The following is a 23,579-nucleotide window of genomic DNA, read 5'->3' as shown; positions in this document are numbered from 1 at the left end:
GGGCTGGCTGGATCAGGCAGCGTTACGTAGTAGCGCTACCCCCGTGACTTTTTGAATCTCTTCAAAACTTACCTCTGGTGCCAGTTCAACCAGTCGAATTCCATCAGGAGTAACATCCAGTACACCGAGATCGGTAATAATCCGGTTCACCACAGCCTGGCCGGTCAGCGGCAGACTACATTCTGGAACTATCTTAGGTGTACCATCTTTGGCGCAGTGTTCCATCAAGACCACGACCTTTTGTACACCCGCGACCAGATCCATGGCACCGCCCATGCCTTTGACCTTTTTGCCTGGAATCATCCAGTTGGCCAGATCACCAGTTTCGGACACTTCCATAGCACCCAGAATGGCAATATTGACATGACCGCCACGGATCATGGCAAAGGAGTCGGCACTTGAGAAAAATGAAGCACCTTTACGCGCGGTAACCGTCTGTTTACCGGCATTGATCAGGTCGGCATCCACTGTCTCCTCGGTTGGAAATTCGCCAATCCCCAGCAGGCCATTTTCCGACTGCAGCCAGACATTGATATTTTCCGGAATATAGTTCGCGACTAGCGTCGGCAGGCCAATCCCTAGATTGACGTAGAAACCATCTTCAAGCTCTTGTGCCGCGCGCTGCGCCATTTCATTACGTGTCCAAGCCATGATCAAGCCTCCGCCTTTAAAGTCATCTGTTCAATACGTTTTTCCGGTTGAGCATTCAGGACTATCCGGTTCACATAAATTCCCGGAAGATGGATTTCGTCCGGATCTAGCACGCCAATTTCGACAATCTCTTCGACTTCAGCAATGGTAATTTTGCCGGCCATGGCACAGACCGGATTAAAGTTCTGGGCGGTTTTACGGAAAATCAGGTTGCCGGCTTTATCGGCCTTATAGGCTTTAACCAGAGCAACATCAGCTGTTAAAGATTCTTCCAGAATGTAAGACTTGCCATTAAATTCACGGACATCCTTACCTTCAGCGATCACGGTTCCGACACCCGTCGCCGTATAAAAAGCCGGAATACCGGCACCGCCAGCACGTAATTTTTCTGCCAGTGTACCCTGTGGGGTCAGTTCAACTTCCAGTTCGCCATTTAAATATTGACGTTCGAATTCCTTGTTTTCACCGACATAAGAGGAGATCATTTTTTTAATCTGTTTTGTTTCCAGTAAAAGCCCCAGACCGAAGCCGTCTACACCGGCATTATTGGAAATACAGGTCAAATTTTTGGCACCAGTTTCTTTTAGGGCCGTGATCAAAGCTTCTGGAATACCACATAGGCCGAAACCACCGACAGCCAGAGTATGACCATCTTGCACCACATCCTTTAAGGCGGATTGAGCGCTGTCATAAACCTTGTTTGACATCTTGTCACCTCTATTGTTATTACAGCAGACTTAAATCTGCTGTTTATATCCTTATGGGTTGCTTAAGTTTATTTTGCTCAAGCATGATTATTGTTAAGCACAGGCTTTTTGCCAGTAGGCATTGGCATAATTGGATGGATTATTGCGCTGCAAGACTTCACTGATATTACGACTGGCCTGCATCAGTGCATCTAGCTGAATACCGGTTTCAAAGCCCATATTCGAGAGCAGGTAATACAGGTCTTCGGTCGAGACATTGCCAGATGCACCTTGGGCATAAGGACAGCCACCCAGTCCAGCAATGGAGGAGTCAAAGACCCGAATGCCTTGCAACAGTGACTGGTAGATATTGGCGATGGCCATGCCGTAAGTATTATGGAAATGACCTGCCAAAACTTTAGTATCAAGTTCAGCCAGACAAGCCTCCCAGACATTTCTTACCCGATCCGGTGTTGCTGTACCAATGGTTTCACCCAACGACACTTCATAGCAGCCCATCTCCAGCAAACGCTGCGTGACTTTCACCACCTGCTTGGGATCAATGGCACCTTCATAAGGACAGTCCACCATGCAGGAAACATAGCCACGTACCTTAATATCATTGGCTTTGGCTGCTGCCATGACATCGGCAAACTTCTCGAAGCTTTCATCAATCGAGCAGTTGATGTTTTTGCGGGTAAAGCTTTCAGAAGCTGCAGTAAATACCGCCACTTCCTTGCAACCCACAGCCAGTGCCGATTCAAAACCTTTCATGTTTGGGGTTAATAAACTGAACTGAATATTCGGATCTTGGGGTAGGCTGGCAAAGAGCACATCACTGTCTGCCATTTGCGGTACCCATTTGGCTGAAACGCAGGAGCCGACTTCGATGGACTGCAGACCGGTTTTCATCAGGTCCAGAATCAGGTTTTTCCGGTCATCCAATGTCAAAGGTATTTTTTCATTTTGCAGGCCATCGCGTGGCCCGACCTCTACGATTTTGACAAAATCCGTCATGCCACTTCCTCCGCCAGAGGCTGGAACTCGACCAGTTCATCACCGGCTTTAACCTGATCACCCTTCTGAAAATATGAGCTTGCGATGATGCCGTCATGCGGTGCGCGAATCGAGTATTCGATCTTCATGGCTTCCAGCGTCATCAGCACATCATCTTTTTTGACTTTGTCATTGGCTGCCACGAGCACCTGGGTAATGACACCTGGCATTGGTGCGATCAGGTTATTTTCCGTGCCTTGTTCATCCTGATTATTAAAATCAGACTTCAAGTAATTAAACTTATAGCTTTGACCATTCTGGAACAGGGTAATGCCTTGCTCACTCTGGCTAAAAGCCAGTTTTTGCTGTTTACCCGCCAGTTGCAAGGCTAAAGTATGGGCATCGACGAGTTGACCCTGAATCTGAATTTGCTGACCGTTATAGCTGGCGACAAAACCTTGATCCTGAGTATTGAACTGAACTTTTAGTTTGATGTCATTGCGTTGTAATTGCACTGTATGACTATTTTGCTGGTTTAAGCGCCAGAATGCTTGCTGCTGCCATACCGGATTGCTTGGAATGGGATTCTGTGCTTGACGTGACAGAAGTTCAATCAGTGCAGCACTGACCACCAGTTCGGCACTGATATCCGCAGAAGGTTTGAGTAAGAATTCTTCTTCACGCTGAATCAGGCCAGTATCTAAATATGCATTTTTGAATGAGTCGCACAGCACCAGGCGATCTAGAAAGGCAATATTGTTACCCAGACCATCCACATGGAACTGACCCAGTGCATGGTGCATCTGGGTTAGGGCTGCTTCACGGTTTTTGCCCCAGACAATTAGTTTGGCAATCATCGGATCATAATAGGTGCTGATTTCATCGCCTTCGACAATGCCACTATCAACGCGGACATGGTCATTTTGCTCCGGATAATGCAGGTAGCTGATCTGACCAATCGCAGGAATAAAGCCTTTTTCCGGTTCTTCGGCATAAACACGGGCTTCGAGTGCATGTCCATGAATCTGCAATTCATGCTGCTGCTTCGGTAAAGGTTCACCAAAGGCCACGCGCAGTTGCCATTCCACCAGATCCTGTCCGGTAATCATTTCAGTGACAGGATGTTCAACCTGAAGACGGGTGTTCATTTCCATGAAGTAAGCTGTGCCGTCTTGCTCCACGATAAACTCGACTGTACCGGCACCGACATAATTTACTGCACGCGCAGCATCGATTGCCGCCTGACGCATCGCCTCCAGTTTGTCTTCCGGCATTTTCGGTGCAGGCGCTTCTTCCAGCACTTTCTGGTGACGACGCTGTACCGAGCAATCGCGTTCGAACAGATGCACATAATTGCCATGCGTATCACCAAACACCTGCACTTCAATATGACGTGGCTGAATCACATAACGTTCAATCAGAACGTCTTCATTGCCAAAACTTGAACGTGCTTCGCTTTTACATGAAGCCAGTGAACTCAGGAAATCTTCGCTGCGTTCCACCAGACGCATGCCTTTACCGCCACCGCCAGCACTGGCCTTGATCAGTACCGGATAGCCAATGCTGTCGGCCTGCTGTTTCAGAAAGTCGGCATCCTGATTGGTACCATGATAGCCGGGGGTCAAAGGTACACCGGCTTTTTCCATCAATGCTTTAGATGTGGCTTTCAGTCCCATTGCCAGAATGGCATCGACTGGCGGACCAATAAACACAATATTATTATCCTGACAGGCCAGGGCGAACTGGTCATTTTCAGACAAAAAACCATAACCCGGATGAATCGCCTGGGCACCCGTGCTTTTGGCTGCCTGAATAATACGTTCAATCTGCAAATAACTTTGTGCTGCTGGCGATTCACCAATATAGATCGCTTCATCGGCCAGTTTCACATGTTGTGCCTGCGCATCAGCATCGGAATAGACGGCAACGGTGGCAATTCCTAATTTCTTCGCTGTACGAATCACACGGCAGGCAATTTCACCACGGTTGGCAATTAAAATCTTCTCAAACATTGTAGGATCCTTCTCGTTGTTATGCCGTGGTCTTGATCCAAGCCGGGCTTTGTTTGTTCAAAAATGCATTCAGTCCATTTTTCGCCTCATCTCCCTGGCGAATATGGGCAATATGCTGTGCTGTTTTAAGCAGTAAATCTTCGGTCAATACCTGTTGGTCAACCAGTTGAATCAACTGTTTCGATGCGCTCTGTGCGGCAGGACCACCAAGTAAAAGTGCTTCCACAATTTCATCAATTTTGCTGTCGAGCTGTTCTGGTGTAGTGACTTCATGCGCAAGACCAATGCTTTTGGCCTGTTCAGCAGTAATCCGCTCGGCAGTCAGGAAATAACGTGAAGCTTGACGTGTACCAATTGCACGAATTACATACGGGCTGATGGTCGAAGGTGCCAGACCTAAACGTACTTCCGACGTCGCAAACTTGGCATCGGTACTGGCCACGCAAATATCACAGGCCGAAGCCAGACCCATGCCGCCGCCAAATGCAATACCATGTACCCGGGCAATGGTCGGCTGTTTCAAGGTTGCCAGACTTTGCAGCATTTTCGCCAGTTTGAGCGCATCCGCCTCATTGTCTGCCTGTGATGCCTGACCGGCCTGTTTCATCCAGTTCAGGTCAGCACCGGCAGAAAAACTTTTGCCACGACCCGCCAGAATCACCACGCGCACATCATCACGGCTATTTAAAGACTGGAAGCAGGCATGCAATTCTTCAATCACCTGGGTATTAAAAGCATTGTGCAGTTCGGCACGGTTAATCCAAACCGTTGCGACCTGATCCTGCTGTTCGAGCTGTAAAAATTGATATGTCATTTTGTCACCCCTTACATGCGGAACACGCCGAATTTGGTTGGCTGGATTGGCGCATTCAGTGCCGCAGCCAGACTCAAGGCTAAGACTTCACGTGATTGCACCGGATCAATCACACCGTCATCCCATAAACGCGAAGACGCATAATAAGGGTGGCCTTGGCGTTCGTATTGGTCACGGATTGGTTGTTTAAACTGGTCTTCTTCTTCAGCTGACCAAGTTCCGCCTTTTTGCTCAATCTGGTCACGTTTTAAGGTCGACAAGACGCTGGAGGCCTGTTCACCGCCCATCACTGAAATACGCGAGTTTGGCCAGGTCCACATAAAGCGTGGCGAGTAAGCGCGTCCACACATACCATAGTTGCCTGCACCAAAAGAACCGCCAATCACTAGAGTCAACTTAGGTACATTGGCATTAGCGACGGCCATCACCAGCTTGGCACCATTTTTGGCAATGCCTTCATTTTCATACTGGCGACCGACCATAAAGCCGGTAATGTTTTGCAGAAAAATCAGTGGAATATTGCGCTGGGTACACAGTTCAATAAAATGTGCGCCTTTTTGGGCAGACTCGGAAAATAGAATGCCATTATTGGCAATTATCCCGACCGGCATGCCATAGAGCTTGGCAAAACCGGTCACCAGGGTAGTGCCGAAACGTGCCTTGAACTCGTCAAAACGTGAGCCATCGACAATACGCGCTATCACTTCACGGATATCAAAAGGCTTGCGCGCGTCACTCGGCACAATGCCGTACAGTTCCGAACTGTCAAACAGCGGCGCTTCGATTTCATCTGCGGTCGTGTTTGGCTTCTTGTTCAGATTCGCCACGATATTGCGGGCAATCGCAAGCGCATGTTCATCGTTTTCAGCCAGATGATCAGCTACACCCGATAAACGGGTATGCACATCACCACCACCGAGATCCTCACTGGAAACCACTTCACCGGTAGCTGCCTTAACCAGAGGAGGGCCGCCCAGGAAAATCGTGCCCTGATTACGCACAATAATGGTTTCATCTGACATGGCGGGAACATACGCACCGCCCGCAGTACAGCTACCCATCACCACTGCAATCTGGGCGATACCTTGGCTCGACATACGTGCCTGATTGTAGAAAATACGGCCGAAGTGATCGCGGTCTGGAAATACTTCATCCTGTAAAGGCAAATATGCACCGCCTGAATCCACCAGATAGATACAGGTCAGATGGTTCTGTTCGGCAATTTCCTGAGCACGTAAATGCTTTTTCACTGTTAATGGGTAATAAGTACCGCCTTTCACCGTAGCATCATTGGCGATGATCATGCAGGTCACACCATTGACCTGACCAACACCAGCGACCACACCTGCGGCAGGAACATCATCCTGATACACCTGATAGGCAGCCAGCTGACCAATTTCCAGAAAAGCGGTTCCTGGATCAATCAGGTGATTAATCCGTTCTCGTGGTAACAATTTGCCGCGATCCAGATGTTTCTGGCGGGCAGTTTCGCCGCCACCCAAAGCAATTTTTTCAACTTTCTGTTTTAGGTCATCCACCAGTTGCAGCATGGCAGTCTGGTTGGTTTTAAACTCTTCACTACGTATATTGATTTTGCTCGATAACTGATTCATGACGAACATCCTTGTTTTATTCTAAGTGTTAAGATTTAGGCTGTTTCGTTGAAAAGTTCACGGCCAATCAGCATGCGGCGGATTTCTGAAGTACCGGCGCCAATTTCATACAGTTTGGCATCGCGCCATAAACGGCCTGCAGCAAACTCGTTGATATAACCGTTACCACCTAAAGTCTGAATGGTTTCACCCGCCATCCAGGTCGCTTTTTCAGCAGCATATAAAATGGCACTGGCTGCATCTTTACGCAGGCTACGGCTATGTTCGGCCTTGTCACATTCAGCGCCGACCGCATAAACCAATGCCTTACATGCCAGCCAGGTCGAATACATATCGGCAATTTTGCCTTGCATTAACTGGAATTCGCCCAGTGCCTGACCAAACTGTTTACGGTCATGAATATATGGAATCACGGTATCCATACAGGCATCCATAATCCCCAGTGGGCCAGCGCTCAATACAGCACGTTCATAGTCCAAACCACTCATTAACACTTTGGTGCCATTACCGACGCCACCCATGACGTTTTCTTTCGGAACTTCCACATTGTCAAAAAACAGCGGATAAGTATTGGAACCGCGCATACCCAGTTTGTCCAAATGCGTGCCATGGCTGAAACCTGGCATATTTTTCTCCACCAGAAATGCAGTCATGCCTTTGGCACCGGCTTGCAAATCGGTTTTTGCATAGACCACCAGGACATCGGCATCGCCACCATTGGTAATCCACATTTTTGAACCATTCAGGAGATAATGATCGCCTTTGTCTTCTGCTTTCAATTTCATGCTGACTACATCCGAACCGGCATTCGGTTCAGACATCGCCAGGGCACCGACATATTCACCTGAAATCAGTTTAGGCAGATAGCGCTGCTTCTGTTCTTCCGTACCATTACGCTTAATTTGGTTTACACATAGGTTAGAATGTGCGCCATAAGACAAACCAATCGATGCTGAAGCGCGGGAAATTTCCTGCATGGCAATGATGTGCGCCAGATAACCGAAATTTGAACCGCCATATTCCTCACTGACCGTTAAACCGAGCAGGCCCATCTCGCCAAATTTTTTCCAAAGGTGAGCAGGGAACTCGTTGTCACGGTCAACCTGTTGAGCAATCGGAGTAATTTCTTTGGCGCAAAATGCGGCCACTGAATCACGAAGCGCTATTAGAGTTTCATCCAAACCGAAATCCAAGCTTTGTAAATTCATTCTTCATCCATCCTGAGGTTATATTTGTTGTGTCCAAAAAAGCATTGTTGTTGTGCTTGTGGTTTTAACATACAACGAAAAAATAAAAAAGTGAATCTATATTCACAAAATGATTTACAATTCATTTTATCTTGTTGAGATTAATTTTATGAGTTATAAAAGATCATCATTGATGCAGGAACGAATGGAACAAAATCGCCTGTCGATTTTGGAATCTGCTCGTGAACTGATTATTCAAGGGGGCTTGAAGGAGGCATCGATTCAGGCGATTGCAGAACGCGCAGGCGTTTCTACAGGGCTGGTCTATCGATATTTCGAAAGCAAAAGCCAGATTTTAATTGAGGTTTTGTCGGCCGCGATTCAGCATGAAGTCGGAATTCTGAACCATATTGCCGAGTCAGATTTATCGCCAAAACTGAAATTGCAAAAATCTGTTACAACTTTTGTCAAGCGTGCCATGAATAGCCCCCAATTGGCGTATTCACTGATGTTCGAACCGGTTGATCCGGAAATGGAACATGAGCGTTTTCGCAGTAAGCAGCTGCTTAAGCAGAGCATTAAGGAAATTCTGGCCGAAGGCAAGGTCAATGGAGAATTCGAATTTGAAGATTTGAATACAGCAGCATTAGGTGTGGTTGGTGCCATGACCTTTGTCGTGATTGAACCTTTAAATCCGTCCCGAAATGTCATGTTTGATCAGAAGTATAAGGATCACTTTGTCAAACAGATTGCCGATTTTTGTGTCAACGCAGTACGTGGGCAGGAGGAAAATTTACAAGCATAAACACACAAAAAACCGGTACACAGACAAGGTCGTCGTGGTCATAAAACAATTAGTAAAGTTGAAAATCAGAATTACAAAGAATCAAGGAGATCGATTCAATGACACAAGTACGGTTAAGCTATGCCTATGGAACCAGCAGCCAGCCTTTATTGGGCATGACGATTGGTGAAAAATTTGATCAGGCTTGCGAGCAGTATGCAGAACGTGATGCGGTAGTGAGTTTGCATCAGAACATACGCCTCAGTTACCGGCAGCTACAGGATCAGGTCAATGCCTTTGCCTGTCAGCTGCTGAAACTAGGTATGCAAAAAGGTGACCGTCTGGCAATCTGGTCGCCGAACTGTGTGGAATGGACCATTACCCAGTTTGCAGCCTTCAAGGCAGGCATTATTCTGGTGAATTTAAATCCAGCTTATAAAAGCAACGAGCTTGAATATGTGCTGAATAAAGTCTCTTGTAAGGGACTGGTGATTGCAGCGCAGTTTAAGACGACGGACTATCAGGAAATTCTGACTAAAATTGCACCGGAATTGCAGGAAAACGAAGGTAAATTCCTTAATGCAGAGCGACTGCCACATTTAAAGCATGTGATTAAAATTGATGACCAGCAGCATACCGGCATCCACCGGTTTCAGGATTTGCTGAGCTCGCCTGGCGAACAAGAGCTGCAACAACTGCAACAGATCTCCAGTGAACTGCAGTTCGATGAAACCATTAATATCCAGTTTACCTCGGGCACCACCGGCAATCCGAAAGGCACCATGCTGACCCATAATAATATTTTAAATAACGGGTACTTTGTTGGCGAAGCCATTCATTTAGGGCCAGAAGACCGTGTCTGTATTTCAGTGCCTTTATTTCACTGCTTTGGTATGGTCATGGGCAATCTAGCCTGTATTACGCATGGTTCCGCCATGATTTATCCGTCTGCCGTGTTTAATCCATTAGAAACCTTAAAAGCCATTCAGCAGGAAAGATGTACCGCGGCTTATGGTGTGCCGACTATGTTTATTGCGGTGCTGGAACATGAACAGTTTGACGAGTTTGATCTGTCCAGTCTGCGTACCGGGATTATGGCGGGCAGTCCATGTCCGCAGGAAATTATGCAGCGCGTGATTGAACGGATGCATATGTCTGAAATCACGATTTGTTATGGCATGACTGAAACCGCACCCGTCAGTGCACAAAGCTCAACGGCAGACAGTGTCGAGCAACGTGTCAGTACGGTTGGCCGGGTACATCCGCATCTGGAAGTTAAAATTGTCGATGAAAATGGCAAGGTGGTTCCACGCGGCCAATTGGGTGAGCTGTGTGTACGTGGTTATTCAGTGATGCTCGGTTATTGGGAAGATCAAGATAAAACCCAGGAAGTGATTGATGCGGCGCGCTGGATGCATACCGGTGATATCGCTGAAATGGATGATGAAGGCTTTGTCAAAATCAAGGGCCGAATCAAGGACGTGGTGATTCGTGGAGGGGAAAACCTGTTCCCGAAAGAAATTGAAGATTTCCTTTATACCCATCCGGCTGTTTCAGATGTACAGGTGATTGGGGTGCCAGACCATAAATATGGTGAGGAACTTTGTGCTTGCATCATCCTGCATGAAAATGATCCGTGTACTGAGGAAACTATCCGTCAGTATTGTAAGGAGCATATTTCTCACAATAAAGTGCCACGTTATGTGCGTTTCTTCCAGGAATTTCCAATGACGGCTTCCGGTAAGGCGCAGAAGTTCAAATTGCGTGAATTTATGCGTGAAGAGCTGAACTTGAAAGAGATTGCTTAAATTGTATTGATGCGATTCTTAAATGGGGCAAAGCAGTATTTAATGCATGCATTGCCTCCATTTGTATAACGGTTTCGATATCAATGTTTAGGCTTTTCTTACTTTTGATGGGCCAAAAGTAAGCAAAATCCCTTTATTTTGCTGAAGGGACTTCCATGTCCCTCAGCAAAATGGCGACATCCATGTCGCCGGGTCTATGATCAAATTTCAAGAAAACAGTAAATAAGATCAAGCTACAAGATTTAAATATTCAATCTATCTAAATACCCGCCTGAGTTTTAGATTCGTGCATAGATTTAGAGTAAAAATATGGCAAAAAACTTTCACAGTGAAGTCGTAGTCGTCAGTTATGACGATCATATCCGTAAACTGATTCCCGGTTATGAACTGGTGCATCAGCAGATTGAAGCAATTCTCAGCACTGCACTCCCAGAAACCGCACATATATTAATAGTGGGTTGCGGAACAGGTTATGAATTGTCGTATTTATTAGAGCAACATCCAGACTGGACCTTTACTGCAATTGATCCATCAGCAGCCATGCTGAAACAGGCTAGTAAAAATCTGAATTCTATAGATCGACAAAGGGTGCAATTCATCCAAAGCACGATTCAAGATTTGAATCAGCCGGATACGTTTGATGCTGCGTTGGCCATTCTAGTGGCACATTTCATTCCAAATTCCGAAAAAAACGGATTTTTTCAGGCTATCTATCAGTGTCTTAAAACCAATGGTCTTGCATTGACCTATGATCTGATGCAACCTGAAGATCAGCAAGACATTAAAACTATGCAGAAGATGGCACAACAGACAGGGTTGAGTGTAACGCAAAGTACCAAGATGATTGAACGCTTGGAGCAGGATTTTTACTTGTTATCTGCGCATAATTTTAAAGCGCTTTTAACCAAAGTCGGATTTAAACAGTGCAAAATTTATTGTCAAATCATGAATTATCATGGCTTTTTGCTCAGAAAATAAAGATAAAAGCACTTTTTGTAAACTCTAAAGTTTAAGTGAATATTCAGGGAAGTATTAAAACAATGTCGGCATATTACAGTTTTATTCAGCGCGAACAGCATCCAGATGGCAGTACTACGGCTTATTACCGTTCAAATATTCATGCACAAGGTGCATGGAATCCGCATGAGCAGCACATGGCACCAGCCACTGGTATTCTATGCGTCGAACTGGAACAGTTTCAGCCACGTGCTGACATGCGTATTGGTCGGGTCGGGCTGGATATTTTTGGCCTGATAGCCTTTGGTGAATTTTCGATTACCACACGCATGATCCGTCCGGGTAAAACCATTGAACTGGTTGAAGCTGAAATGTGTGCCAATGGTAAAACCTGTATCGTGGCACGCGCGTGGAGAATGCTAACTTTAAATACCACGGCCATTGCTGGAGTGGAAGATTTTCCGATCGAAAGTCCAGAATATTTACCGGTTTGGGAGGGTATGCGCTGCTGGCCGGGCGGTTATATCCAGAGTATTGAAACCCGGGCACATGCTGACCATCGTGCAGGCAAGGGCATTGTCTGGCTAAGAAATTCGCTGGACATGGTAGAAGGTCAACCGACGACAGACTTTAGTCGTTTGCTCGGTATGGTCGATACGGCCAATGGCATTGTGCCACGTCAGGACCCGAATTCCGGTTGGGGATTTCCGAATCTGGACCTGCAGATTCATATGCACCGTCTGCCGCAGGGTAAATGGCTGGGACTGGAAGTGGTGCAGCAATATGGTGAAGATGGTATCGGTCTGACTAGCGGGATTCTGCATGATGTTCATGGACCTTTTGGCCGAAGTGAACAGATTCTGACCCTGCGAAAGTTCTAAAGCCTATTCAAAAACATCAAGGCCAATTGCCTCAATCTGTATTTATTGGCATGCTGTGCGCAATGAGTCAGGAACAGCACAAGATGCGGATCAGTATGATTGGGGCAGGGCGAGTGGCATATCATCTTGCCCGTGTATTTTCAGCACAACATGAGATCGTACAGATCTACAGTCGAACCCTAGAAAAATCACAGCAACTGGCTGAGCAATTCAACGCTCAGGCCATCGCTCAGCCTCAACAGCTGGATCATGAGGTGGATCTGGTCATTATCGCGGTCAGTGATCAGTCGATTGCCAACGTCATTGAACAGATTCATCCGTATCTACAGCAGAATCTGATCGTACATACCTCTGGCAGTACCCATCTCGATTTACTGAAAAATGTGCATGCGCGTGCAGGCGTATTTTATCCTTTACAGACCTTTAGTCTCGAACGCCAGATTGATTGGCAGCAGACGCCACTGTTGATTGAAGCGGTGAATGAACAGGACCAAATCCTGTTATTAGAACTGGCAAATAGCCTAAGCAATCGTGTTTATATTTATAGTTCGAGTCAACGTCTCAGTTTGCATGTTGCAGCGGTATTTGCCTGTAATTTTGCCAATTACTGTTATGACATGGCCAAGCAGGTGGTGGATGTACAACAGGTCGATTTCAGTTTGTTGTATCCCTTAATGCTGGAAACTGCCAATAAAGCCACTCAGAATGATCCCAAACAAATGCAGACCGGCCCAGCGATGCGTGGTGATCAGAATATCTTGAATATGCATCAGCAGATGTTAGCCAATATGCAGCGAGAAGATTTACAAAATGTCTATCAGTTGTTGAGCCAGCAGATTCTCACGCGTCATCAGAAATGAAGAAGCTGATAATTTATCTACGAAGCAGGGTTCAAAGCCAAATTTTTCCCATAAAAAAGCGCTGAATAATCAGCGCTTTTTTTGAGTCTTAGATTAAGAAATTTTCTTAAAGATAAAATCATTAATCTTGTGACCTGCTTCAATCCCGCGACGTTCAAACTTGGTTTGTGGACGCCATTCCGGACGAGGATAGCTATTGCCTTTGCCCGCCAGATTTTCCAGACGTGGACGTTCTTCCAATACTTCTATCATCCATTCCGCATACGGTTCCCAGTCCGTTGCAGCATGGAAAGTTCCGCCAAGCTCCAGCTTTTGCTCCACCAGCGGCATACGGTCATGCGAAACAAAGCGGCGTTTAAAATGACGTTTTTTCTGCCATGGATCAGGGAAGTATAACTGAACTGCATTAATACTATTGTCTGGCATTTCACGTAATACCTGAATTGCATCCGCATCCAGTACACGTAAGTTTGTCAGGCCTTCAACACCTGCTTCATAAATGCATTGCGCAATTCCAGGTACATGGACTTCAATTCCGACAAAGTTACGTTCAGGATTAGCTTTGGCCATCAATACCAGTGAACGGCCCATACCAAAACCAATTTCTACAGTCAAAGGACGTTCAGGATGTTCAAAGTGCTGACGCAAATCACCGACTGGATATTCCAAAATTAAGTGACCATATTGTTCAAGCGCAGTACGTTGAGAGGTATTCAGCGGCATTGAGCGGCGCATAAACGTCACGATTTCACGGTGCTCGCTTAAGTTTTCCAGCTCCACGACTTGCTGGTCTAATTGATCGTTCGACATAACTTTGGCAAATCTAAAAATTCAGAATGCGGTATTTTAAGTCCTGAGCCGAGCAAGTCAAACTTTTCTCGGTATTTCTCCATAAAAATTGGCGAGATCTTCCAGATAAAATAAAAGAGCCAATTGAGGCTCTTTTATTAATCACCGTTCATCAGCTACTAAAACGGTCAATCAGTGTACTGCTGGCTTCATTTAAACCGATTACTGTTACGTCTATATTTTGGGCTTTAAATTTCTGGATCACATTATTCAACATATTTACCGAAGTCACGTCCCAGATATGTGCGTGGGTTAGATCCAGTTCCACATGCTCAAGCTTCTCTTTAAAATCAAAGAACTGATAGAATTTTTCTGTACTGCTGAAGAATATCTGTCCGGAAATAATATAGCTGCGTGAATGAGCCGAATTCGAATGTGTATGCACATGTACGGTTCTTTCCAATTTATTAATAAAGAACAGAGCAGAAAGCAGCACGCCGACAAATACACCGAGTGCCAGATTATGAGTGGCAAGCACGACAATAATCACGGCAATCATCACGGTATTAAATTCCAGTGGATGTTTGCTGAATTGCTTGATTGCTCCCCATTGGAAGGTGGTAAATGCCACCATAATCATGATTGCAACCAGTGCTGCCATTGGGATATAAGCCAGCCAGTCTTTCAAAAAAACCACGAGACACAGCAGAAACACGCCAGCGACCAGAGTCGATAAACGGGTACGTGCCCCTGAAGACACATTGATAATTGACTGGCCGATCATGGCACAACCGGCCATCCCGCCCATAAAGCCGCTGACAATATTGGCCATACCCTGACCACGACATTCCTGATGACGGTCACCTTCAGTTCCGGTCACTTCATCAATGACCGTAGTGGTCATCATGCTTTCCAGCAAACCGACAGTCGCCAAGGTAAAGGAATAAGGCAGGATAATTTGCAAGGTTTCCAGATTGAGTGGAATTTCTGGAATCAGGAATACTGGCAAAGTATCCGGGAATTGTCCAAGATCGCTCACGGTACGCATATCTGCACTTAACAACAGCGCCAACCCGCTTAATACGATAATACAGATTAAAGGTGAGGGAATGGCTTTGCCAATTTTCGGGATATACGGAAACAGATAAATAATTGCCAGACCAATCGCAATAAACAGATAACCGGTGCTATCCATCCGGTTAATTTCCGGGATTTGTGCCACAAATATCAGGATCGCCAAGGCATTCAAAAATCCGTATACCACCGCCTGCGATACAAAACGCATTAATTTAGCGACTTTAAAATACCCCGCAATGACCTGAATGATACCGGTCAGAATTGTGGCAGCCAGCAGATATTGCAGACCATGTTCTTTTACCAAGGTAATCATCAAAAGCGCCATTGCACCTGTAGCCGCCGAGATCATGGCGGGACGTCCGCCAAAAAAGGCAATGGATACTGCAATGCAGAAAGAAGCATATAAACCGACTTGCGGATCGACGCCGGCAATGGCAGAGAAGGCAATTGATTCAGGAATCAGGGCAAGTCCCACCACCAGACCTGCCAATACATCTGTGCGGATATTGGAAAACCATTCTTCTTTTTTCAGGCTAATCACGAAATATCATCTATATTTTGAAAACCTGTGTATGTTAAACAGATAGAGATAAAAATCTACACAAGATTGACTTGCAAAAGCCCGGAATATCCTGAATATTGAATGAGTAACTGCCCTGAGGTGACAGTTACGCTTTTTTGCAATTTACAGGTTTGATCACTTGAAAGTTTGTCAGAAGCGATTTAAAACATTGAGAAGTGTATAACAAGGATCAGAAATGAAGCTTTACTATTCACCAGGTGCCTGCTCACTGGCAGCACATATTATTTTAAATGAAATTAATGTCGATTTTGATTTGGAACGTGTTGATTTAAAAACACATAAAACAGAAAAAGGTACGGATTATTACGAAGTTAATCCTAAAGGCTATGTACCAGCGTTAGAAATTAACCCTGGTCTGATCCTGACAGAAAATGTTGCAATTCTACCGTTTCTTGCTCAACACGATCCAAAACAAGATCTGATTCCACCATCGGGCATGGGACGTGCCAAAGTGCTGGAATGGTTAGGTTATCTGAACTCTGAACTACATGATGCCTATGCGGTGTTCTTCGGTGGCAAGTTATCCGAAGATGAAAAGAAAAAAGCCTATGCAGAGATTGATCGACTATTGAGTTATATCGATAAAGCTATCGGTGAATCGGACAATGATTATCTGGTGGATGATAACTTTGGGCCTGCGGATGCCTATCTATTTGTCTTGACCAACTGGTCGAACCAGATTGAGCATGATTTGAGTCCATATAAAAATATTATTCATATCCGTAATAAAGTGGCAGAACGTCAGTCTGTACAGATTGCTATGCGTGATGAAGGTCTGATTCCTTAACTAAAAACAAAAATAAAGGACTCAATTGAGTCCTTTATTTTTGTTCATGAAAATTTATTTAAAGAAATAGCCGGTTTCCGGTGAGCTGGCATTGGCCATACGCTTACGCGGCATACGGCCTGCAAGAAAAGCTTCTCGGCCTGCTTCAACGGCTTTTTTCATCGCAGATGCCATTAATACCGGATTTTGTGCAGCTGCAATCGCTGTATTCATGAGTACACCATCACAACCCAGTTCCATCGCAATCGCGGCATCACTCGCTGTACCGACACCGGCATCGACTAGAACAGGAACTTTGGCATTTTCCTTGATGATTGACAGGGTGTGTGGATTCAGAATGCCCAGACCAGAACCAATCAGGCTACCCAGTGGCATAATCGCGACACAGCCCATGCTTTCCAGCTCTTGCGCCACGATCGGATCATCCGAGGTATAAACCATGATCTCAAAGCCATCGTCAATCAAGGTGCGCGCAGCTTTCAGTGTTTCGGTTACGTTTGGATAAAGTGTCTTTTCGTCACCCAAAACTTCAAGTTTGACCAGATTGTGGCCATCGAGCAACTCACGCGCCAGCATACAGGTGCGGACGGCACTATTGGCATCGAAGCAACCTGCGGTATTCGGCAAAATGGTATATTTTTCCGGAGGAATGACTGACAGCAGGTTCGGCTGGTCAGGATTTTGGCCGATATTGACACGGCGAATAGCGACGGTGACAATCTCTGCACCACTGGTTTTAATGGCCTGCTGAGTTTCATTTAAATCTTTGTATTTGCCCGTGCCTACCAAAAGGCGTGACTGGAATTGGCGTGAACCAATCTGTAATAAATCTTGCATAATTGTCCCGAGTATTAGCCGCCACCGACTGCGTGAATAATTTCGATTTTGTCTGTATCGCAAATCGGCGTATCGCCCAATCTGCTTTTAGGAATAATCATTTCATTGACTTCAACTGCAAAACGCTTACCCTCAAGCGCCATACTCTGAATCAGTTCCAGCAGATTCTTGCAGTGAGTTTCCTGTTGTTCGCCATTGATATAAATCATCATTCTAGCAACCCTCCATGATTAAGTGTTGTTCAGACTTATCTGGCGTATTTTAAAGCATTCCAGACCAGAATTAACCATCCGGCAATCATTAAAGCACCGCCAATTGGGGTAATGGCCCCTAAACCGCGTGGTAAGCCTAGAGCCATGATATATAGTGAGCCAGAGAACAGTAAAATGCCGACCTGAATCAGACCGAAGCTCCATTGAATGGGCAATGCAGGGATGACTTTCGCCAGTAAAGAAAGAATCAGTAGTCCTAAGGCATGATAGAAAAAATAATCCGTTGCCGTTTGCCACCAGTCGAGCTGTGCTTCAGTTGCTCGCGCTTTTAAACCATGTGCACCAAAAGCACCGAGCATGACTGCAAGTGCCAAATTAAGTGCTGAAATCGCAATCCACATTTGAATTGATCTTCCTGATAAAGTTTGCGCTCAACCTTAGCATAAATTCAAAATGCGGACATAAAAAAGCCTTCCTGAAGGAAGACTTTTTAAAAATAAATCAATAACAGAATTTGGTGTTAATTGGATGACATTGCTACTTTAATTTTTTCCATGGCATTTTTTTCCAGCTGACGAATACGTTCCGCAGAAACATTATATTCGGCTGCAAGCTCGTGCAGGGTCGATTTCTCGTCGTCTAACCAACGGCGTTGCAGAATATTCCGTGAACGATCATCTAGCTGATCCATGGCTTCGTGCAGGGCAGAGGTGCTTTGCTCCTCATAGTCTTCATTTTCAATCAGACGGGCCGGGTCATAACGGTTATCTTCAAGATATAAAGCGGGTGCCACATGGGTGGAACCTTCATCATCGTCATCGCTTGATGCATCAAAAGCCGCATCATACGCCGTCAGACGGCCTTCCATTTCCAGTACTTGTTCTGGTGTGACATTTAAATCATTGGCAATAGACTGTGCTTCTGCGAGCGTCAACTTTTTCGATGATTTCTTCAGGCTGCGCAGATTAAAGAACAGTTTACGTTGCGCTTTAGTGGTGGCGATTTTCACGATACGCCAGTTACGGATCACGTATTCGTGAATTTCCGCCTTGATCCAGTGCACGGCAAATGACACCAAACGTACGCCCATATTCGGGTCAAAACGTTTCACAGCTTTCATCAGACCCAGGTTGCCTTCCTGAATCAGGTCACCTTGTGGCAGACCATAACCTGCATAACTACGCGCAATATGTACCACAAAACGCAAGTGCGACATGACCAGCATTTTCGCTGCATCTAAATCTTGGTCATAGTAATAGCGTTCAGCCAACTCTTTTTCTTGTTCGGCTGTTAAAATCGGAATCTGATTGACAGTGCTGATATAAGCACCGAGGTTGACACCTGGCGCCGATAATGACAGGGGCATCAACTGATTGCGGCTGTCACTCATGTGTTCTCCTTGAAGTGCGGGATAACCCTAAACTAGGTTTTATCTTAATCCAATCTCTCCACAAATAATGGATATTTGGGTAGAGAAATGTAAAAAAGTATACGAAAGTGAGGATCAACAGTTTAATTGAAATTTTTTAAGATTCAATTAAGTAGTGAAACTCTGTATCAGAAATTTTTTTAAATTCAAGCTTGAGCTGATGCAGCTGACAATAGCGGCTGACATCTGTCTGGCTATGCGGATCAGATGATTTCAGCAGGAATGTTTTCTGATTTCCGGCCTTTAGTGCGCGCTTTAACATTAATAGCGGCATCGGGCACGGTTTTCCCATAGCGTCTATAAGGCTGAATTGCGCTGGATATTCGGACATTGCGGTTTTATTTAGATAGCAGAAAAGGCTATAAATAGTAGCAAATATGATGCCAGAACCAAACTGGTTTCAGAAAAAGAAGATCTAAATGACTTTATAAAGTCTTTTGACAATTTTCATGAAAAAAATAACTAAATCAAACAGAACATGCTAAAAAAAATCTATTAATTGTGATAAACCCATGTTAAGCTCGTTGCGTATTTGGGACTTTGAATAAACAAAGTGATTGTTTTTCACCCTATTACATAAATGGATGTAACCGGGATTTTGTTGATAGTTTTACAGAATGATTACAAGCTTAAAAATAATATTTTCAAACTTGTTTGCTCTGCTGTTTGCAACACCGGGTGGTCCTTCTTTTAGTTTCAATGAGGATTAACTTATGACAGCTGCTCGCGAACAAGGCGTAGTTAAGTGGTTTAACGATACTAAAGGCTTCGGCTTTATTCAACGTAATGGCGGCGATGACGTATTCGTTCATTTCCGTGCTATCCAAGGTGACGGTCACCGTTCACTTCGTGACGGCCAACGTGTTGAATTCAGTGTTGTTAAAGGCCAAAAAGGCTTTCAAGCTGAAGAAGTTCAACCATTAGACTAATCTTCGGATTAAGCTAAAAAGAAAACGCTCCAATATAACTTGGGGCGTTTTTTGTTTATACTATCCCTATCTTAGTGATTACCCAATTAGAGCACCGCTTTATGTCATCTGGTTTTGAAACCTTAAATTTACATCCCAATCTAAAAAAAGCGATTGATGCTTTAGGCTTTACAACCATGACGCCTATCCAGCAGAAGGTTTTGAAATTCACGCTGGCAGGACATGATGCCATTGGCCGTGCACAGACAGGTACAGGCAAAACTGCTGCCTTTTTAATTAGTATCATGAATGATCTGTTAAATAATCCGATTCAGGAACAACGCTATCGTGGTGAGCCACGTGCGCTGATTTTGGCACCGACCCGTGAACTGGCGTTACAGATCGAAAGCGATGCACAGGATCTGGCGAAATATGCTGGTCTCAATGTGGTGACCTTGCTGGGTGGTGTGGATTTTGACAAGCAAAAGAACCAGCTTAATAAAGCGCCTGTCGATATTATGGTGGCTACACCGGGTCGTCTGATTGATTTTGTAGAACAAAAAGAAGTCTGGCTGGATCAGATTGAATTTTTGGTCATTGATGAAGCCGACCGCTTACTAGATATGGGCTTTATTCCTTCAGTAAAGCGCATTGTGCGTTTCTCGCCGCGTAAAGAACAACGTCAGACTTTAATGTTCTCTGCAACTTTCAGCTACGATGTGCTGAATCTTGCACAACAATGGTTATTTGAACCGGTCACAGTTGAAATTGAACCGGAAAAGAAAACCAATGCCGATGTCGAACAACGGGTTTATATGGTCGCCAAGGCGGACAAATATAAATTGTTGCAAGAAATTCTGCGTGATGAGCCGATTGAAAAAGTCATGATTTTTGCCAACCGTCGTGATCAGGTGCGCAAACTTTATGATCATTTAAAACGTGATGGTTATAAGGTGGTGATGTTGTCGGGCGAAATTGCTCAGGACAAACGCCTGAAAATGCTGGACCAGTTCAAAAATGGTAAACATAACATTATGATTGCAACAGATGTTGCAGGTCGTGGCATCCATGTTGATGGTGTATCGCATGTAGTGAACTTCACCTTGCCGGAACAGTCGGATGATTATGTGCATCGTATTGGCCGTACCGGTCGTGCGGGAACCAGTGGTGTGAGTATCAGTTTCCTTGCAGAAGATGATGCGTTCTATCTGCCAGAAATTGAAAAAGCCATTGGGCAAAAATTGCCTTTGACCCGCCTGGAAGGTTACTGCTAATCCAGACCATAGAAAAACCGCTCTTGAAGAGCGGTTTTTTATTGCGCTGTGGTTTAAGGCTTATTTGGCCTGACAGCGAAATGTAAGCACTGTCTGATAATCATCATTCTGGTTTAAACCGGTATTGGTACCTGCGATATTCCCGAGAACGGTAGCCGCTGCCTGAATCATCTGACCTGTTTGTTCATCGACCACGCCTTTTAAAGCGCCGTTATAAGCTGTCTTTTCATCCACAATAATTGGGGTTGATCGAGAGCCACAGGCTTTATTGGCCGCAGTAATCGCGTTGTTTTTCGAGGTCAGTTGATTTTTACCTAATCCGGTCACTTCGTACTGGTTATTTTCCTTTTGCACTGCCAATGCAGTCGGGTTTGAGGCACAAGCAGTAAGCAATAATGCGGAAATAGCTAATCCGCTGAAAGCGATTGTTTTTTTCATCATGAAATCTCAAGTAAATACGATGCTGAATATTTCAACACAGCAAGCAGCGCAGATTTTGTAGCTGTTGTATAGGTTTGGCAATTTTTGGTATAGCTCTATGTGAGTTAGGTGAAAAATAGAGCAGCACAGGATTGAAAAACCAAGCAACTTTATCTTCAAATTGTGATGAGCGTGCTGAATCGCTATGAAGTTTCTAGCGTATTTTTCTTTGAATATGCTAATCTTGAGTATGGTTTTTTAAGTGTAGATATACAAGGCAATGACGGAATCTGCGATTGACATCGTTCATCAAAATATTCACCAACGGCAATCGATTGGTCATCTGCTGGCACCCGCACCCAATGCAGAACAACTGGAAAGAGCCTTTCAAGCGGCATTAACTGCACCCGATCATCATCGGCTCAAGCCGACCACATTTGTGGTGGTTCCAGATAATCAGCGTGAAGCTTTTGGAGGGTTGCTGTCGCAGGCGCTCGTCGATTTGGGTGAAACTGAAACAGCGCAGATTGAGCGGGTCAAGAATCATCCATTTCGTGCGCCTTTATTGGTGCTTGCCTTAACGCGTTTGCAGGATCATCCTAAAGTTCCGCATTTTGAACAAATCCTGAGTTCAGGCGCAGCCATTCAGAATTTTCTGTTGTCACTTCAGGTTCAGGGTTTCTCGACCATGTGGCGTAGCGGTGCTGTAGTCGAGTCTGGCCTGTTTAAGCAGGCATTGGGAATTTCAAAAGATGATCTGGTCTCAGGTATTATTTATATTGGCACTGCAGCAAAAGCAATTCCAGCACGCGCAGAGATTCAAACCGGTGATTTTGTCAGTTACTGGAACCAGAACAGCTAGTTTGCAGGGTATAACAGGATATTAAAAAATAAGATGTCAGAATTAAATTTCTCAAAACTGGTAGAACCGGTTGCAGTTGATCATAAGACAGCTTTAAGAGTGACAGTATTGGGTGGGGGCAGTTTTGGTACTGCAATGGCAAATACTGCAGTGCGTAATGGTTGCAATACCATGATCTGGATTCGTGACGAAGCAGTTGCGGCAGATATTAATGCCACGCATATCAATAAACGCTATTTGCCAGATTTTAAGTTAGAAGAAAATCTGCTGGCGGTGTCAGATCTGGAACAGGCTGTGCGTGATCGCGATATTATTTTAGTCGCTATTCCGAGCCATTCTTTCCGGGATGTCTTGCAGCAAATCAAACCTTTTATTACATCGCAAGCCGTGATCTCGCTGACCAAGGGTATTGAAGCCAAAACCTTTAGTTTCATGAGCGATATTATTCGTGAAGTGTTGCCTGAAGTGCCTTATGGTGTGTTATCAGGACCGAATCTGGCGAAGGAAATTGTGGCAGGACAGCCGGCAGGAACCGTGATTGCCAGCCAGTCCGAGCTGGTGCGTTATGCCGTACAACAAGCCCTACATAGTGCCTTGTTCCGCGTATTTGCTAGTGATGATGTGCATGGGGTAGAACTCGGGGGCGCATTAAAAAATATCTATGCTGTCGCGATGGGCATGGCTGCTGCGTATAACGTGGGTGAAAATACCAAGAGTATGATCCTGACTCGTGCCTTGGCTGAAATGAGCCGTTTTGCAGTAAAACTTGGTGCCAATCCGCTGACTTTCCTTGGGCTTTCAGGTGTGGGTGATTTGTTCGCAACCTGTAGCAGTCCGCTCAGCCGTAATTATCAGGTGGGTTATGCACTTGGCAAAGGTAAAACCTTGGAGCAGGCAACGACTGAGCTGGGGCAAACGGCAGAAGGGATTAATACCATTGTACAGGTGAAGGCGCGTTCGGAAGAGCTCGATGTGTATATGCCAATTACCTCGGCCTTGTATGATGTGATTTTTGAAGGCGCGCCACCACTCAATATTGCATTGTCATTGATGAAAAATGGTCATCGCAGTGATGTTGAATTTGTCTTGCCACATCATCAAGTCTGATCTATAACACAGGGAATGTCTGCGAAATGTCATATCCGCTATATA

At 45.2% G+C, this 23,579-nt stretch carries 25 protein-coding genes; 10 read left to right on the top strand and 15 right to left on the bottom strand.

The features are described 5' to 3' along the window. Nucleotides 1-12: 12 nt before the first annotated feature. The 7 genes from FTV42_RS11960 to FTV42_RS11930 all read right to left on the bottom strand — a co-directional run bounded on the left by FTV42_RS11960 (nucleotide 13) and on the right by FTV42_RS11930 (nucleotide 7,980). The gene (locus FTV42_RS11960) at nucleotides 13-651 is read right to left on the bottom strand and encodes a CoA transferase subunit B (RefSeq protein ID WP_004646586.1); all 639 of its coding nucleotides are present in this window, start codon (nucleotides 649-651) and stop codon (nucleotides 13-15) included. Nucleotides 652-653: 2 nt separating this feature from the next. Further along, the gene (locus tag FTV42_RS11955) at nucleotides 654-1,358 is read right to left on the bottom strand and encodes a CoA transferase subunit A (RefSeq protein ID WP_004729993.1); all 705 of its coding nucleotides are present in this window, start codon (nucleotides 1,356-1,358) and stop codon (nucleotides 654-656) included. Between the two features lie 93 nt (nucleotides 1,359-1,451). Continuing rightward, complete coding sequence (locus tag FTV42_RS11950) at nucleotides 1,452-2,354, bottom strand: hydroxymethylglutaryl-CoA lyase (RefSeq protein WP_180038900.1); 903 nt, start codon at nucleotides 2,352-2,354, stop codon at nucleotides 1,452-1,454. Further along, nucleotides 2,351-4,345 carry an acetyl/propionyl/methylcrotonyl-CoA carboxylase subunit alpha gene (locus FTV42_RS11945; RefSeq protein WP_180038899.1) on the bottom strand — a complete coding sequence of 665 codons (1,995 nt, stop codon included), beginning with the start codon at nucleotides 4,343-4,345 and terminating at the stop codon, nucleotides 2,351-2,353. Before FTV42_RS11945 ends, FTV42_RS11950 begins: the two co-directional genes overlap by 4 nt. A 19-nt stretch (nucleotides 4,346-4,364) precedes the next feature. Continuing rightward, nucleotides 4,365-5,159 carry an enoyl-CoA hydratase/isomerase family protein gene (locus FTV42_RS11940; protein WP_180038898.1) on the bottom strand — a complete coding sequence of 265 codons (795 nt, stop codon included), beginning with the start codon at nucleotides 5,157-5,159 and terminating at the stop codon, nucleotides 4,365-4,367. Between the two features lie 11 nt (nucleotides 5,160-5,170). Continuing rightward, nucleotides 5,171-6,772, bottom strand: a complete 1,602-nt coding sequence (locus FTV42_RS11935) for a carboxyl transferase domain-containing protein (RefSeq protein WP_180038897.1) — start codon at nucleotides 6,770-6,772, stop codon at nucleotides 5,171-5,173. Nucleotides 6,773-6,807: 35 nt separating this feature from the next. Continuing rightward, the gene (locus FTV42_RS11930; protein WP_004646592.1) at nucleotides 6,808-7,980 is read right to left on the bottom strand and encodes an isovaleryl-CoA dehydrogenase; all 1,173 of its coding nucleotides are present in this window, start codon (nucleotides 7,978-7,980) and stop codon (nucleotides 6,808-6,810) included. 148 nt (nucleotides 7,981-8,128) lie between these two features. Here FTV42_RS11930 and FTV42_RS11925 point away from each other — a divergent pair, with 148 nt between their 5' ends. The 5 genes from FTV42_RS11925 (at nucleotide 8,129) to FTV42_RS11905 (ending at nucleotide 13,249) form a co-directional block, all read left to right on the top strand. Further along, nucleotides 8,129-8,764, top strand: a complete 636-nt coding sequence (locus tag FTV42_RS11925) for a TetR/AcrR family transcriptional regulator (protein ID WP_005251442.1) — start codon at nucleotides 8,129-8,131, stop codon at nucleotides 8,762-8,764. A 98-nt stretch (nucleotides 8,765-8,862) separates the two neighbouring features. Next, nucleotides 8,863-10,551 carry an AMP-binding protein gene (locus FTV42_RS11920; RefSeq protein WP_180038896.1) on the top strand — a complete coding sequence of 563 codons (1,689 nt, stop codon included), beginning with the start codon at nucleotides 8,863-8,865 and terminating at the stop codon, nucleotides 10,549-10,551. 309 nt (nucleotides 10,552-10,860) lie between these two features. Then, a complete protein-coding gene (locus tag FTV42_RS11915; RefSeq protein WP_180038895.1) occupies nucleotides 10,861-11,529 on the top strand; it encodes a class I SAM-dependent methyltransferase in 669 nt (222 codons plus the stop codon). A gap of 62 nt (nucleotides 11,530-11,591) precedes the next feature. Continuing rightward, entirely contained in the window at nucleotides 11,592-12,389 is a 798-nt protein-coding gene (locus tag FTV42_RS11910; protein ID WP_180038894.1) for a thioesterase family protein, read from the top strand. 83 nt (nucleotides 12,390-12,472) lie between these two features. Then, nucleotides 12,473-13,249, top strand: a complete 777-nt coding sequence (locus FTV42_RS11905) for a Rossmann-like and DUF2520 domain-containing protein (protein WP_373683234.1) — start codon at nucleotides 12,473-12,475, stop codon at nucleotides 13,247-13,249. A 93-nt stretch (nucleotides 13,250-13,342) separates the two neighbouring features. On the opposite strand, the gene trmB is transcribed toward FTV42_RS11905, so the two are convergent. Both trmB and FTV42_RS11895 read right to left on the bottom strand, forming a co-directional pair. After that, the gene (trmB, locus tag FTV42_RS11900; protein WP_180038893.1) at nucleotides 13,343-14,059 is read right to left on the bottom strand and encodes a tRNA (guanosine(46)-N7)-methyltransferase TrmB; all 717 of its coding nucleotides are present in this window, start codon (nucleotides 14,057-14,059) and stop codon (nucleotides 13,343-13,345) included. Nucleotides 14,060-14,210: 151 nt separating this feature from the next. Beyond that, on the bottom strand, nucleotides 14,211-15,656 hold the full coding sequence (locus FTV42_RS11895; protein WP_004646598.1) for a SulP family inorganic anion transporter: 1,446 nt from the start codon (nucleotides 15,654-15,656) through the stop codon (nucleotides 14,211-14,213). Nucleotides 15,657-15,873: 217 nt separating this feature from the next. Between FTV42_RS11895 and FTV42_RS11890 the strand changes: the two genes are divergently transcribed. Next, nucleotides 15,874-16,485, top strand: a complete 612-nt coding sequence (locus FTV42_RS11890) for a glutathione binding-like protein (RefSeq protein WP_004280108.1) — start codon at nucleotides 15,874-15,876, stop codon at nucleotides 16,483-16,485. Between the two features lie 54 nt (nucleotides 16,486-16,539). On the opposite strand, the gene FTV42_RS11885 is transcribed toward FTV42_RS11890, so the two are convergent. The 5 genes from FTV42_RS11885 to FTV42_RS11865 form a co-directional block, all read right to left on the bottom strand. Beyond that, nucleotides 16,540-17,322: a thiazole synthase gene (locus tag FTV42_RS11885; protein WP_180038892.1), complete on the bottom strand. Its 783-nt coding sequence runs from the start codon at nucleotides 17,320-17,322 to the stop codon at nucleotides 16,540-16,542. 14 nt (nucleotides 17,323-17,336) lie between these two features. Next, a complete protein-coding gene (thiS, locus tag FTV42_RS11880; protein WP_004280105.1) occupies nucleotides 17,337-17,534 on the bottom strand; it encodes a sulfur carrier protein ThiS in 198 nt (65 codons plus the stop codon). 35 nt (nucleotides 17,535-17,569) lie between these two features. Beyond that, entirely contained in the window at nucleotides 17,570-17,935 is a 366-nt protein-coding gene (locus tag FTV42_RS11875; protein WP_180038891.1) for a DUF423 domain-containing protein, read from the bottom strand. Nucleotides 17,936-18,054: 119 nt separating this feature from the next. After that, the gene (gene rpoH, locus FTV42_RS11870) at nucleotides 18,055-18,924 is read right to left on the bottom strand and encodes an RNA polymerase sigma factor RpoH (RefSeq protein WP_004280101.1); all 870 of its coding nucleotides are present in this window, start codon (nucleotides 18,922-18,924) and stop codon (nucleotides 18,055-18,057) included. 136 nt (nucleotides 18,925-19,060) lie between these two features. Then, nucleotides 19,061-19,294, bottom strand: coding sequence for a sulfurtransferase TusA family protein (locus FTV42_RS11865; RefSeq protein ID WP_004280100.1), 234 nt, complete (start codon nucleotides 19,292-19,294; stop codon nucleotides 19,061-19,063). A gap of 382 nt (nucleotides 19,295-19,676) precedes the next feature. On the opposite strand from FTV42_RS11865, the gene FTV42_RS11860 reads away from it, so the two are divergent. Further along, nucleotides 19,677-19,892, top strand: coding sequence for a cold-shock protein (locus FTV42_RS11860; RefSeq protein ID WP_004280099.1), 216 nt, complete (start codon nucleotides 19,677-19,679; stop codon nucleotides 19,890-19,892). 101 nt (nucleotides 19,893-19,993) lie between these two features. Next, on the top strand, nucleotides 19,994-21,145 hold the full coding sequence (gene rhlB, locus FTV42_RS11855) for an ATP-dependent RNA helicase RhlB (RefSeq protein WP_004280098.1): 1,152 nt from the start codon (nucleotides 19,994-19,996) through the stop codon (nucleotides 21,143-21,145). 60 nt (nucleotides 21,146-21,205) lie between these two features. On the opposite strand, the gene FTV42_RS11850 is transcribed toward rhlB, so the two are convergent. Beyond that, the gene (locus FTV42_RS11850) at nucleotides 21,206-21,586 is read right to left on the bottom strand and encodes a hypothetical protein (RefSeq protein ID WP_004646604.1); all 381 of its coding nucleotides are present in this window, start codon (nucleotides 21,584-21,586) and stop codon (nucleotides 21,206-21,208) included. Between the two features lie 259 nt (nucleotides 21,587-21,845). Here FTV42_RS11850 and FTV42_RS11845 point away from each other — a divergent pair, with 259 nt between their 5' ends. Together FTV42_RS11845 and FTV42_RS11840 are read left to right on the top strand one after the other, a co-directional pair. Then, a complete protein-coding gene (locus FTV42_RS11845) occupies nucleotides 21,846-22,427 on the top strand; it encodes a nitroreductase family protein (RefSeq protein ID WP_044112675.1) in 582 nt (193 codons plus the stop codon). Between the two features lie 33 nt (nucleotides 22,428-22,460). Then, nucleotides 22,461-23,534 (top strand): NAD(P)H-dependent glycerol-3-phosphate dehydrogenase, encoded by a 1,074-nt coding sequence (locus FTV42_RS11840; protein ID WP_004280094.1) that lies wholly within the window; start codon nucleotides 22,461-22,463, stop codon nucleotides 23,532-23,534. Nucleotides 23,535-23,579: the final 45 nt, after the last annotated feature.

Origin of the sequence: Acinetobacter sp. YH16052 (assembly GCF_013417155.1) — a bacterium.
In the GTDB taxonomy this organism is placed as follows: Bacteria; Pseudomonadota; Gammaproteobacteria; order Pseudomonadales; family Moraxellaceae; genus Acinetobacter.
The sequence above is the reverse complement of the archived record's forward strand: the minus strand, read 5'-3'. Positions and strand labels throughout refer to the sequence as shown.

Excerpts from the sequence above, each read along its gene's own strand:
- FTV42_RS11960 (WP_004646586.1), bottom strand. The coding sequence starts at position 651 with ATGGCTTGGACACGTAATGAAATGGCGCAGCGCGCGGCACAAGAGCTT.
- FTV42_RS11955 (WP_004729993.1), bottom strand. The coding sequence starts at position 1,358 with ATGTCAAACAAGGTTTATGACAGCGCTCAATCCGCCTTAAAGGATGTG.
- FTV42_RS11950 (WP_180038900.1), bottom strand. The coding sequence starts at position 2,354 with ATGACGGATTTTGTCAAAATCGTAGAGGTCGGGCCACGCGATGGCCTG.
- FTV42_RS11945 (WP_180038899.1), bottom strand. The coding sequence starts at position 4,345 with ATGTTTGAGAAGATTTTAATTGCCAACCGTGGTGAAATTGCCTGCCGT.
- FTV42_RS11940 (WP_180038898.1), bottom strand. The coding sequence starts at position 5,159 with ATGACATATCAATTTTTACAGCTCGAACAGCAGGATCAGGTCGCAACG.
- FTV42_RS11935 (WP_180038897.1), bottom strand. The coding sequence starts at position 6,772 with ATGAATCAGTTATCGAGCAAAATCAATATACGTAGTGAAGAGTTTAAA.
- FTV42_RS11930 (WP_004646592.1), bottom strand. The coding sequence starts at position 7,980 with ATGAATTTACAAAGCTTGGATTTCGGTTTGGATGAAACTCTAATAGCG.
- FTV42_RS11925 (WP_005251442.1), top strand. The coding sequence starts at position 8,129 with ATGAGTTATAAAAGATCATCATTGATGCAGGAACGAATGGAACAAAAT.
- FTV42_RS11920 (WP_180038896.1), top strand. The coding sequence starts at position 8,863 with ATGACACAAGTACGGTTAAGCTATGCCTATGGAACCAGCAGCCAGCCT.
- FTV42_RS11915 (WP_180038895.1), top strand. The coding sequence starts at position 10,861 with ATGGCAAAAAACTTTCACAGTGAAGTCGTAGTCGTCAGTTATGACGAT.
- FTV42_RS11910 (WP_180038894.1), top strand. The coding sequence starts at position 11,592 with ATGTCGGCATATTACAGTTTTATTCAGCGCGAACAGCATCCAGATGGC.
- FTV42_RS11905 (WP_373683234.1), top strand. The coding sequence starts at position 12,473 with ATGCGGATCAGTATGATTGGGGCAGGGCGAGTGGCATATCATCTTGCC.
- trmB (WP_180038893.1), bottom strand. The coding sequence starts at position 14,059 with ATGTCGAACGATCAATTAGACCAGCAAGTCGTGGAGCTGGAAAACTTA.
- FTV42_RS11890 (WP_004280108.1), top strand. The coding sequence starts at position 15,874 with ATGAAGCTTTACTATTCACCAGGTGCCTGCTCACTGGCAGCACATATT.
- FTV42_RS11885 (WP_180038892.1), bottom strand. The coding sequence starts at position 17,322 with ATGCAAGATTTATTACAGATTGGTTCACGCCAATTCCAGTCACGCCTT.
- thiS (WP_004280105.1), bottom strand. The coding sequence starts at position 17,534 with ATGATGATTTATATCAATGGCGAACAACAGGAAACTCACTGCAAGAAT.
- FTV42_RS11875 (WP_180038891.1), bottom strand. The coding sequence starts at position 17,935 with ATGTGGATTGCGATTTCAGCACTTAATTTGGCACTTGCAGTCATGCTC.
- rpoH (WP_004280101.1), bottom strand. The coding sequence starts at position 18,924 with ATGAGTGACAGCCGCAATCAGTTGATGCCCCTGTCATTATCGGCGCCA.
- FTV42_RS11865 (WP_004280100.1), bottom strand. The coding sequence starts at position 19,294 with ATGTCCGAATATCCAGCGCAATTCAGCCTTATAGACGCTATGGGAAAA.
- FTV42_RS11860 (WP_004280099.1), top strand. The coding sequence starts at position 19,677 with ATGACAGCTGCTCGCGAACAAGGCGTAGTTAAGTGGTTTAACGATACT.
- rhlB (WP_004280098.1), top strand. The coding sequence starts at position 19,994 with ATGTCATCTGGTTTTGAAACCTTAAATTTACATCCCAATCTAAAAAAA.
- FTV42_RS11850 (WP_004646604.1), bottom strand. The coding sequence starts at position 21,586 with ATGATGAAAAAAACAATCGCTTTCAGCGGATTAGCTATTTCCGCATTA.
- FTV42_RS11845 (WP_044112675.1), top strand. The coding sequence starts at position 21,846 with ATGACGGAATCTGCGATTGACATCGTTCATCAAAATATTCACCAACGG.
- FTV42_RS11840 (WP_004280094.1), top strand. The coding sequence starts at position 22,461 with ATGTCAGAATTAAATTTCTCAAAACTGGTAGAACCGGTTGCAGTTGAT.